The following is an 11,171-nucleotide window of genomic DNA, read 5'->3' as shown; positions in this document are numbered from 1 at the left end:
TTAACCAAAACAGGTTATGATTGCGATAATATTAAGTATGATAACTATAAATCAAGCAATAAATCTTTATTTGTTGAATGTAGTTCTGTAATTAATCAATTAGAAAACATACATATGTTATTAGACTATGTATTAAATCCTGTAATTGAAGAAGGGTATATTTCGTTAGATGAAAATGGAAAGTACGTTTTACCAAGTGGTAAAGAGCTAATTAATGGAAGTAAATGTGAAATATTGTGTGAGGTTTGTGGGAAAAATGAATGGATCTATACTTTGATTGAAAAGGACAATGAAAATTACTATGCAACCTCATTAGGTTCTGGGACGTCTATTGATGGATTGAAGGTTAGAATAAGAGAATGAAATATATAGGAATTAAGGATGCTCTAGTTGTATCTGTTAATTTCTGGTTTGTGATATTCGGTTTATTAAGAGTTATTTATATGTATTAGAAAAAGCCCACAATATATATTGTGGGCTTTTCATGGGGATTAATTTTAATGACAGTCATTAAAATTAAACCTTTAACAAATTCGCATACTTACATTCTATTACATGTTTTTCTGAATAGCAACTAAAAAAGAGAAATGAAATTTATAAAAAACGGCCTTTGAAATTCGCTTGTAATACGTTTTACAAGGGCTTTAATGAATATATATTCGAAAGGTGACAAAACCTTTATATGGACTGTTTTGAAGGTTTTAATGATTGGTGTTTAGTTCCTCTTTGATTTTTAGCTGTACACTTGGATGTTCAGGTGGCAATAAATCCATATCATACAGTTTTGTTTCAACTTTTCTCATGGTTCTGTAAAAATCTTTTTGAAGTTCGCGTTCACCTAACCTCATGATTTCCCATCCCTTTTTTCTTAAAAAAGAATCTCTAATAGCATCTTTCTTTTTAGACTCTGGTGTATTGTGGAAAATATATCCATCCACTTCGATACACAACTTCTTTCCATTTGGGTGATATAAGGAAAAATCTAAAGTGTACTTGCCTACTCTTTCTTGAACACATGGATATACTCCTAAGTTTCTTAAATTATCATATACTTTTCTTTCTAATTTATTTGCACATTTTTTTCTGTTGATAGAAGAAGCTGGATCATATGCTGTATTTTTAGTTGTTAGGTTAGCTAAAGCATAAAAGCATATTGTACAAATTAGAACAACTAAAAGAGCCATCGTTTTTCTCCTTTTTCTTATTTGTATAAGCAATAATTACTCAAGTATTGCATAGGTTATTATCATCTAATGAATTAAATTTTACTTAGTTTGTAACATAGGTTCTTACCTAAGTATTATTACCTATGTTTTACCTGTCCAAACGTAATAAATTGAGGAATTTATAAAGATATTGTTGGGGCGGTGAGGTCGGAAGACCGAAGAAAGCCCCAATGCCCAACTTTCGATTTTTTTATACATAGTAAATCAAAAAAAATCGAATTTAAATTTATTATTTAAAGGAGAGGTTTTTTATGATTGCTAAATTGAAAAAAGTGTGGGAAACATTTAAAGAAGAGCAAGAAGAAAGGGAGCTAATTAGGATCTTAACTGAAAGAACAAATAAGGCGTTTCGTTCAGCGCAATTATTTTTGGTTCAGAAAAACAAATTTACGGATACAAAAATGTATATCTACCCTGAAATTCGGAGTGTAAGGTTAATGGATTATGCGGAAATTGTTTTTACCATTCCTCGTGGTTTAAATCCAGACGAAGTAAAAAAGAAAGAATATGTATTCAAACAATATTTAAGTGATCGCGCTGAATTAGAGACAGGGCTTGTTAAATTTGTTATACGTATTTTTCCTAATGAAATTAAGAATGTTATATATGATTATGATTCTTTTCCATTTAAAAAAGAAAAATTACCTATTGTATGCGGAATTAACAAATATAACCAATATGTTATTTATGACATGACAGAACATCCTCACTTGCTGGTTGCAGGAACAACCGGAAGTGGGAAAAGTACACAAATACGTGCTATTTTAACAACTCTTATTCAACATAAAACACCAGATCAATTACACCTCTATCTTTGTGATTTAAAGAAGTCTGAATTTCATCTTTTTCAAAAGATCCAGCATGTAAGAAGTACCACATATACAGCTAGTTCCCTATATCCAATACTCATGAAGTTAAAAAAAGAAATGCAAAAAAGGGGAGAACTTTTGAATAAGTATGAATGTACGCATATTGCCCAACTTCCTAAAAAACTTCCTTATATTCTCCTGTGCATTGACGAATACCCTTTACTTCAAAGCGAAAAGGAAATTTTAAGCATTATTGAAGAAATTAGTTCAATCGGAAGGACGAATGGTATATTTTTACTTTTGTCTATGCAACGTCCTGATTCAAAGGTGCTTGATGGAAAAATAAAAAATAATTTAAATGTAACAATGGGTTTTAGATGTAAAAATGCAACAAATGCAAATGTTATGGACTGTCAGGGTGCGGAAAAAATCCCCAAAAACGCTAAAGGACGTATGATTTTAAATTTTGATTCATTAGAAACCATTCAATCACCTTATTTAACTGAAGAAAGAGCAAAAAAAATTTTAAATCCATATTGTCGGGTAGAGTCAGAAAAAACAATTGATAATGAATCAATTGAAATTTCAAAAAATGATACTGTATTTGGACAATTGGAGGATTGATAAGAATGAACAAACGTGATAAATGCATTATTGATGATTTATATCGGTTTCGTGTTTTAACAAGAGATCAAATTATTTCTTTGCATTTTATGGATTTGAAAAATCCTATCAGTAATTGTAATTTGGTACTTAAAAGGTTGTCGGATCGAGGTTATATTAAAGCATTAAGAAATTATAAGCCTTATGTATACATTCCATCGGATTTAAAAATAAAAGAAAATAGTCAAAAAATCCTACACTTTTTAGCTATTGCTGACGTTTATGTTGAAATGAAAAAATATGATAGGCCAACAAATTTGATTGTAGAACCTAAATTTGCGGAAAAAGGGGTTATTGAACCAGATTTATTTTGTGTGTGGAAAAAGTCAGCTTTTTTCGTGGAAGTTCAACGAACAGTTTATAATGAAAAAGTGATGGACGAGAAAATCAGTCGATATGAAGCTTTTTATTATTCAGGAATATGGAAAGATTTTGAGTGGCAAAGATCTAATAAAAAAGTATTTCCAGTTATAATTTTTGTTACCAATACCAGATATCATATAAAAACAGATGTATTGAAAATAGTTCAAGTCCCTAATATACAAACTTTAATTGAGCTATTTGATAATAATTCAACACAACAAAATACAAAAAAAACTACTGTGCATAGTCAAAAATCTAGTGATAAAATAAAAATCCAAATTAATAATAAAACATCCCTTATTGAATAAGGTACTTTACTTATAAAATGAAATTTATAGTTGTGCAATATATAAAGAAAATGAAAGGATACCAATTAAAAAGATTAATATAAATATATAGAATATATTGAATTTTAACCACTTTATTTGTTATAATATGGTTAACGATCACTTTTTGTAATTTATAAATTTTCCTTGAAGTCCTCTAGTAATTAATTGCTTGCCACTTTTAATTACAACATAGAGGGCTTTTTCAATTTTTTGGATATATTTAATTGATTTAGTATAGTATTTATATTAAAATGTAAGTGTAAATATTTTGTGATAGGGGATGGATAAAGTGTTTAATAAAGAACAACAAGCAATCTATGATTTGTGTCTACTATCTTTTGAAACAACAGTCAACCCATATAATAATGACACGCCTTTTTTTAGAGAAGCAAGTAAGTCCTTATTCAGAAGCATTATAAGTTTACTTCTTTTACATGAAGAAAAAATGGAATCAATTAATAATAAAGAAGAATTTCTAAAGTTTATTGAAAGTTTACCAAAAGAAGATCCAGCCAGAATACAGTTCATGGGATTTGAAAATTTACCACCATTTGCTAAAAGTGGAGTAATAGTACACTTTAATACGACTCTAGGTTTATGTCAAAAATTATTTAGTGATATAAAATCAAAAGAACAAATAGAAAAGTTAGAAAAATAAAGAGGACAGATATATATCTGTCCTCTTTATTGTAGGGTATAATTGTCAGACATCATTTTAACAACCTTTTAATATAAAGTAAATAAATTATATTGTTTTTATGCTTAGGACAGAGATACAGTGTCTTAGGCTTATTTAAATAGTATCTCCATGTGCAAAGTTTGAAGTAGTGGTGTTATTAGTATCAATTGAAACAAAATCAGGTCTTGTTGGTGCTGGTGTGTCTCCTACATTTAATGCCTTATCAGAAAAAGTTAGTGTGCTTGCACCAAAAGATATTATACTCACAAAAGAAATACCTAAGATTAATTTCGTAATTTTTTTCATTATTTTAACGCTCCTTTTTCTAAGAATTTTTTACTTGCTTTATTACCTATATAGAAATATTTACTCGCTTTTGAGTGATTATCCTTCTCATAAAATTTAATAGCTAATAGTTCCGCGTATTCTTGAATACAATCCCACAACTTTTCATTTTCAAAATAAGAAATAGCGTCAACAGTTACTTTTTCAAGTTTTGCTAAATCTATTTCATTAATTAATTCATTTAGTATTGAAAAACGATGTTTGTATTCTGTATTACCTAAATCAATTGCAATTTTTAGTCCCTTTTGAATCTTATCTTTAGCTATATCTTGTTCATTCATTTTAAGCTGTTCTCTGGCTTCTACAAACAGGCTTCTAATATGATTAGGTAGTTTGCTTGTCACCTCTGATACATGGCGAATAGCAAGGGAAGAAAGGTTTTGATTAGCATATAGCCAACCTAGATTATGACGAACACTTAAAGCTAATTTTTCTTCATTTTTACGTTGAAGTAAGTCTAAAGATTTATTTAGGTATTCTTCGGCCAATTCAAATTCCCTAAGATCAATACAAGCTAATCCATAAACGTTATCACATAACGCAATATTTATTTCATATCCTATGTGATTTTCAAAAATCTCTTTAGCTTTTGATGAATGTTGAATAGCGTACATTAGTTGGTAGTTTTGGTAATAAAACGATGAAAATCTGTACTCAAATTCAGCTTCCTCAATAGGATCTTTAATTTCTGGTAAGAATGCTTTAGCTTTTTCAAATTCCTCATTAGCAATCATATAATCAGCTAAAATAGTAGAATATATAGCTTTAAAAAAGTGATAATAATAAGATAAAAGTGGATCTTTAGGAATGTTGAATTTTTCTATCTTTGCAAAGGACTTGTTTGTTATTTCTAATGGATTGACTAAAACTTGATATCTAAAACTTACTAAAGAATGATAAAGTAATATATCATCTTTTTCTTGTTCACCTATACTAAGCTCTTTAATTTGCTTATCTGATTCTAGTTTTAATTGATTAGCCATTTCTACATTAAAGGAACGAATTTCTTTGTACCAATCATGTAACAGTGCTGTGATTTGTTTATCTCCTTTTACTTGAATGTTCATATTTACCCTCCTTGTTTTTTTCTATATATCTTTATAATTAATGATACCAGAAATTAGTAATTCATTAGGAGGAAGCAATATTTATCAAATATAAACTGAATTTTCAGACTACAAAACCCTTCAATCTATTCTCTAAGCACGTAGAAAAAATTGAAGGGTTTTATTTATATTTGAGTAATGTTTATTTTGATTTATATGTAGGACATTAAGACAGTGTCCCAAAGATATAAAGAGATTATATGTTTTTATAATCATTTCATTAAGATTTTGGATTTCGTTTTTCTTTAATAGGCAACCCATATTTGTTAGCAATTTTAATACCTTCTTTTGTAATCCTTTTTGCTTCTTCTTTAGTCATTTTAGTTTTAAGTTTCATCGGATTCACCTCTTTGTTTTTTTATTTCCATTATGACCAAAAAAAAATAATCATAAACCTCTTCCCTATCTCATAAGTTTTAGAAGACAGAGCGAAAGTGTCTCAAACATAAAAATGGGGTGAAGCATATGGAAACAAAAGAGAAGAGAAGAAAAGTAAGGTCAGATAAGAAAAGAGAAATAAAACCATCAGTACCATTGAAATTGTATGAATGCATCTCACAAATTTCATATGTATTAGATAAACCAATGAAGCAAGTCGCGGAAGAATTATGTAAGGAAGGATTAAATTCAGGAAAAGTGATAGATGACTTATCTGTATATTTTACAAGGGATTACTGGAAAGACCAGTACACATTAATCAGGGGATTTTCGGAAAATGAAAGATATGATATATATGATGGTATTATTAAAAAAAGAGTATCAATACGATTTGAGCAACCAACATATAATAGGTTATCGGCTTTATCATTTGCTTTAGATTTAACAACTTCAAGTGGTACAGCCCTTTTATTGAAAACAGCAATATCAGATCCAAGTATTATGGAAACGTATTTTATGAAATATTTATCCGATGAATTAGACTCTAGAAGAATTCAACAATTAAAATATATTCTTAATTACATAAGTGAAGAGAATGATTTAGATATAGAATTTGATATTAATACTTTCATAGCTTATATGATTGATCAGACTAAAAAGAAAACTGTGAGATTAAAAGATGGGATTGTAAAATTTTTAGATGAATGGGTAACTTCATAATAAAACAAACTATCATATAGGATAGTTTGTTTTATTTTTTTCTTTTAAAAACCTATATAAAATAAAGAACTCTCTTCGTCAGCTTGAAGAGAGTTCAGGGTCATAGATACATATTTAGTTTTGTGTGAAACAGTTGGGAAATATCTTCACCTACTAATCTTATTGTAACATATTGTCTTAATTGTTACAATTTTCTTCTTTTTGTTGATTTCTTTTGATATATTATTTATACTGAAAATGTAGGGTATAATCATTAAGACAAAACCTTAATGATTGGGGTATAAAGGATGAAAATATATGAATTACCTATTTCTCAAAAAGCAAAATTCTTTCTATACACATTGAGAGAATTTGGTGTGTTAGAAATGACCTATGTTCAGCTTTCTGAATTGTTGGAAATGAACAGGGTGTATCTACCAGCAATTATTAATGATCTAGAAGAAAAAGGATTAATTACAGTAGAAAGAGGGTGGGGGAGAAAACCTAGCGTATATAAAATCAATTTTTAAAATTTCTATAGCTTTTATTTAATTTTTAAAGAAAAGGGGTTTATATAATGGGGATTAAAATAGCTGAAAGTAACGAAGTAACAAAAAAGAAATATAGATTGGGATATGATTATCTTTTTTTACCAAGAGAATCAATTTCTTATAAAAATGATTTAATTAGGGATATGGCTATTACAGTATTATTTAAACTTCATGATGATAATGGAAACGAGAAGCTATTTGAATCAGAAGAATTAGAAGATCAATCAATTGTTTCGATAAATGGTGAACGCTATTATTTAAGCGATTTTATTAATTGTGTTTTTCATAGGGAAAAAATGTTTGAATTTGAACCAAATCTCCAATTGATCAAATATTTGCAAGGTTCATTGAGTTGGGAAATTGTTCGTTATGAAAAAGGAATAGGGAAAGGTATTGTAGAACCCGTAGAGCCTGTAGAGATTTCTAAAGAAGAATTTATGGATATTATGAGAAATCACTTGGATTTGTTTGATGGTAGTGATAATTACCCAGCACAAACCACTTCATACATCACTAGAGAAGTTAAATAAAATAAAGATATTTAAATGTAATAATGTTAATTTCAACTTTATGCTTATTGGGTATATTTCATGTTAAGCAATTTTTATTATTTCATACAACATAGAGCATTAATAACAGAAACCAACCAGTCAATTTTGTTATTAATGCTCTAATTTTATACTTTTCACAAATAAATTAATTTAAGTAGATGGGAAAATATTATCAATAAAGGGGAGAGTTATTATGACAGGATTATTATTTGAAAATAAAAGCACTTTAGTATTTGCACCAACAGATTCAAGCATAAAACAAGCATATATAACATCTTTAATTTTTCAAAATGATAGTACAAGTATGATTATCGTAGATAATGAAATTGAATTTTTGAATGAAACATGTAAAAACGTAATAAAAGATGGGATTTTTTGGGTTTTATCACATGAATATAAAGAGGATCAAGGCTATAAAGTTGCTAAGTTAGACTTTGTTGATTTTAAGGGATGGGGCTTTAATCCAATATCATTTGTCAAAAATGATGAAGATGCTCAAAGACTTGCTCATACTATTTCAATGAATACTTTATCAGATGGGAAAGAAGATTTCTTCCAAGAAAGAGCAAGAACGCTATTAAAAAATATGATTGTTCATACAAAAACAAATTTCAGTCCAGAAAATGCGAACTTTGATTCTTTGATTAGCACATATGATAAATATATTTCAAATGAAAAAATTTATATGAAATGGATTGAAGAACAAGATCAAGAGGATGTAGGAGTGCAAGGACTAAAAAGTTTCTTTAATTCTTTAACAGGTAAAACACGTTCTTCAGTAACAAGTAGTTTTGATAGTATTATTTCTTTGTACAGATTAGAAAAAATACGTGAAATGACAAAGAAATCAGATTTCGAATTTGAAGACTTTGTAAATAATAAGTATGCTTTATACATCAAAATAGCTAGTTCTATCAATCCATATATGGGTATTACAAGTGTGTTCTTCACTCAAATGTTTGATGCATTCTTTACAATAGCTAGAAAAAGTCCTATTTCGCAACTTCCTATACCTGTAAGTTTTTTATTAGACCAATTTTCTAATATTGGTGTAATTAAGGGGTATATAGAAACACTCACTATTGGTAGCAAACATTTAATTAATTTGATTACTATAATGGAAGACTTAAATCAAGTGAAAAAAGGATATGGTGTAGAAGGTTTTATGACCATTTTAACAAATCATAAAGATAAAATGGAATTTGAAGATCTTGAATGTAGAATGAACAAACTAGAACTTGCACAAGAATTGTTAAAACATAATTCTCATAGTGAATTGATTGCATTGTTAGAAAAATATATATCAAATTTGAATAGTATTGAACATAATATTTATGAATTTAATGATCCAGACCTTGAACAATTGCACAATATTATATCAGAACTTGAAAAAAGAGGACACAACCTTTGCGGTATTCAAAATCCTTCATCATTTCTTCGTGCATTATTTGTAGAAGATAATAACATTTTTTAATAGCTCTTTGTCTAAAAAATAATTATTCAAAGAAAAAACCATCTTTTTTCAAAAGATGGTTTTTTCTTAAATTTTATTTTTAAGAATTAAATCCTGATAAAAACTGATATATCTTTCTAAAGATTTATCAGTTTTTAAGCCTAACATAATCTTAATTTCTAAACGATTCACTCCATTTTTAAGACAATTTAATATAAAACGATTTCTTAAAGTAGAAGGGGTAATATTTGTATTTGCGCGTTTGTTTTCTTTTTTTAACATTCGATGAATAGCAATTTTAGTTAGTTCTTTGGGGCTGTCATTTTCATAGCTCCATGTAAAAGTTGAACGTGCGAAATCAAAGGCTACAAAGAGTGGATCATGTGAATCCTTTTTAGGCTGTAGAATTTCAGGAATATCTTTGTAGTAACTAAACAAAAGACTCTTTTCCTCTTTAGATAGTTCAATATGTCTTTTAAGTGTAGAGCCTTGTCCAACATGAATAATGCCAGTTCCAAAATTCACATCATGCATTGTTAATGTTGCTACATCATTTAAAGATAACCCATGATTAAGCATTAATTGAACAATAAGTATATTTCTATTCATCAAGTATTTTTTCGCGGATATTTGTTTTTTAGACAGTCCTTTATAACTTTTCATCATTTCAAATAACGAATTAATATCTTGGTCTGTAGCAAAGTTAAAATCTTTGAGAGGATAGATCCTTTCTTTATTTTCTAATGGAAAGGGGGCATTATGATAACGTAAATAATTTCTTATTACTACAGCTTTTTGTTTCAAAGTGGTTTTAGAGCAAGAAAATGTCCTTTCAGCATAGTTTAAGTAAAGTTGTATATCAGTATCATTAAACTTCTCAATAGGCTTTTTACAAAGATCCTGACGCTTCTGTGTCCATTTGCAAAATGCTGTTACTTCATATCTATACCGCTTGATTGTTGAAATTTGCCTACCGTTTTTAGCCATAAACTTTAAAAAAGATTCAACGGATTCAATGTTAACTGTAGTTGTTTGCTTCATATTTATATACTCCTATTTTAGAAAAATCGCGTACCGTAATAACAGGGTAGCCATCCAGCCCTAAAGGGGCTGGATGGCATTCACTTTTTTGTATTTAAGGGTTCTTCGATTGGGTGATTATTCGTGTTTAGCGTTCATTTTAGATTCCCCTGGAACAAATAATATTCGGTTTTAAAGACATTCAGGAATTTTGGCCACAAATTTTTGTTCGTGTTTTTATTGCTTACCAACTAGCCTTGAAGTGCCATCCTTATAATTAATTTCAACATTGTCTTGTACGTTATAACAAAACACGTTGAAATCTAAATGATCGTTATTAAGGGTTTTCGCTTTCATTTGTACACCTCTTGCAACTAATTCATCACCTATAAATACAGGTTTCACTTCATAAAGCACATAATTACCTTTATCAATTTCTTTATCTACCATATTTTCATACTTCAACATAGAATGCCGGTTGAAATCTTTTGTACCAGTCATTAAATTTTTAGGATTGTCATTTTGACCAGTTAATTGATATCCAATCAAGTGACTTCTATCATATAAGGTACTACCATCACTTAATTTCTTTTGATGCCAACCAGTGGGCTTTGTTTTTAATCTATCGTCACGTTTTTCTTTAGGTTGAATTTCTTTACCAATTAAGGCTGTTGCTACTCCTACTCTGTTTTTGTTATCTAAATTAGAAAATTCTTGCCATGTGGGATTTTTTTGTTTCAAATGTACTTTTTCTAATTGTTGTTGTGTGAAATCTGATTTATTTCCATTTACTTCTACTACTTTTTGACCTGTATAATTTTTAGCAATTTCTTCGATGTTATATGTTTGTTCTTGATGATTATTTGTAGCTTGATTTTGAGGTTTGTCATATTCCTTTTGGCTTTTTTCAGTTACTTTTACTGTATTTGTTTTTTCACTAGCAACTTGATTTGTACAGCCAACACCTAAAGTTAATAAAACTGTTGTCAATGCAAATGT

At 28.6% G+C, this 11,171-nt stretch carries 13 protein-coding genes; 8 read left to right on the top strand and 5 right to left on the bottom strand.

Features of this window, described 5'->3' with window-relative positions; translation table 11 throughout:
- The coding region (locus tag MR107_RS27455; RefSeq protein WP_242292969.1) for a DUF5348 domain-containing protein at positions 1 to 363 on the top strand (363 nt) is incomplete at its 5' end.
- Positions 364 to 701: 338 nt separating this feature from the next.
- Here MR107_RS27455 and MR107_RS27450 read toward each other — a convergent pair.
- Complete coding sequence (locus tag MR107_RS27450; protein WP_242292968.1) at positions 702 to 1,184, bottom strand: endonuclease domain-containing protein; 483 nt, start codon at positions 1,182 to 1,184, stop codon at positions 702 to 704.
- Positions 1,185 to 1,477: 293 nt separating this feature from the next.
- Here MR107_RS27450 and MR107_RS27445 point away from each other — a divergent pair, with 293 nt between their 5' ends.
- From MR107_RS27445 to MR107_RS27435, 3 genes are all read left to right on the top strand, one after another.
- Positions 1,478 to 2,659 carry an FtsK/SpoIIIE domain-containing protein gene (locus MR107_RS27445; RefSeq protein WP_242292967.1) on the top strand — a complete coding sequence of 394 codons (1,182 nt, stop codon included), beginning with the start codon at positions 1,478 to 1,480 and terminating at the stop codon, positions 2,657 to 2,659.
- 5 nt (positions 2,660 to 2,664) lie between these two features.
- Positions 2,665 to 3,369 (top strand): replication-relaxation family protein, encoded by a 705-nt coding sequence (locus MR107_RS27440; RefSeq protein ID WP_001042029.1) that lies wholly within the window; start codon positions 2,665 to 2,667, stop codon positions 3,367 to 3,369.
- Between the two features lie 310 nt (positions 3,370 to 3,679).
- On the top strand, positions 3,680 to 4,048 hold the full coding sequence (locus MR107_RS27435) for a hypothetical protein (protein WP_242292966.1): 369 nt from the start codon (positions 3,680 to 3,682) through the stop codon (positions 4,046 to 4,048).
- A gap of 135 nt (positions 4,049 to 4,183) precedes the next feature.
- Here the strand turns inward: MR107_RS27435 and MR107_RS27430 are convergent, their stop codons facing one another.
- Positions 4,184 to 4,375, bottom strand: coding sequence for a Phr family secreted Rap phosphatase inhibitor (locus MR107_RS27430; RefSeq protein ID WP_242292965.1), 192 nt, complete (start codon positions 4,373 to 4,375; stop codon positions 4,184 to 4,186).
- A complete protein-coding gene (locus tag MR107_RS27425) occupies positions 4,375 to 5,481 on the bottom strand; it encodes a response regulator aspartate phosphatase (RefSeq protein WP_242292964.1) in 1,107 nt (368 codons plus the stop codon). Before MR107_RS27425 ends, MR107_RS27430 begins: the two co-directional genes overlap by 1 nt.
- Before the next feature lie 504 nt (positions 5,482 to 5,985).
- Here MR107_RS27425 and MR107_RS27420 point away from each other — a divergent pair.
- The 4 genes from MR107_RS27420 (at position 5,986) to MR107_RS27405 (ending at position 9,173) form a co-directional block, all read left to right on the top strand.
- Positions 5,986 to 6,618 (top strand): hypothetical protein, encoded by a 633-nt coding sequence (locus MR107_RS27420; RefSeq protein WP_242292963.1) that lies wholly within the window; start codon positions 5,986 to 5,988, stop codon positions 6,616 to 6,618.
- 287 nt (positions 6,619 to 6,905) lie between these two features.
- Positions 6,906 to 7,127: a cyclic nucleotide-binding domain-containing protein gene (locus MR107_RS27415; RefSeq protein WP_000708260.1), complete on the top strand. Its 222-nt coding sequence runs from the start codon at positions 6,906 to 6,908 to the stop codon at positions 7,125 to 7,127.
- A gap of 47 nt (positions 7,128 to 7,174) precedes the next feature.
- The gene (locus MR107_RS27410) at positions 7,175 to 7,678 is read left to right on the top strand and encodes a hypothetical protein (protein WP_242292962.1); all 504 of its coding nucleotides are present in this window, start codon (positions 7,175 to 7,177) and stop codon (positions 7,676 to 7,678) included.
- Between the two features lie 214 nt (positions 7,679 to 7,892).
- Positions 7,893 to 9,173, top strand: coding sequence for a type IV secretory system conjugative DNA transfer family protein (locus MR107_RS27405; RefSeq protein ID WP_242292961.1), 1,281 nt, complete (start codon positions 7,893 to 7,895; stop codon positions 9,171 to 9,173).
- 66 nt (positions 9,174 to 9,239) lie between these two features.
- On the opposite strand, the gene MR107_RS27400 is transcribed toward MR107_RS27405, so the two are convergent.
- Complete coding sequence (locus tag MR107_RS27400; RefSeq protein WP_242292960.1) at positions 9,240 to 10,193, bottom strand: tyrosine-type recombinase/integrase; 954 nt, start codon at positions 10,191 to 10,193, stop codon at positions 9,240 to 9,242.
- A gap of 216 nt (positions 10,194 to 10,409) precedes the next feature.
- Positions 10,410 to 11,162 carry a DNA/RNA non-specific endonuclease gene (locus tag MR107_RS27395; protein ID WP_242292970.1) on the bottom strand — a complete coding sequence of 251 codons (753 nt, stop codon included), beginning with the start codon at positions 11,160 to 11,162 and terminating at the stop codon, positions 10,410 to 10,412.
- Positions 11,163 to 11,171: the final 9 nt, after the last annotated feature.

This window comes from Bacillus cereus group sp. BfR-BA-01441, assembly GCF_022663075.1.
Lineage (GTDB): Bacteria > Bacillota > Bacilli > Bacillales > Bacillaceae_G > Bacillus_A > Bacillus_A cereus.
This window is presented reverse-complemented; position numbering and strand designations above follow the sequence as displayed.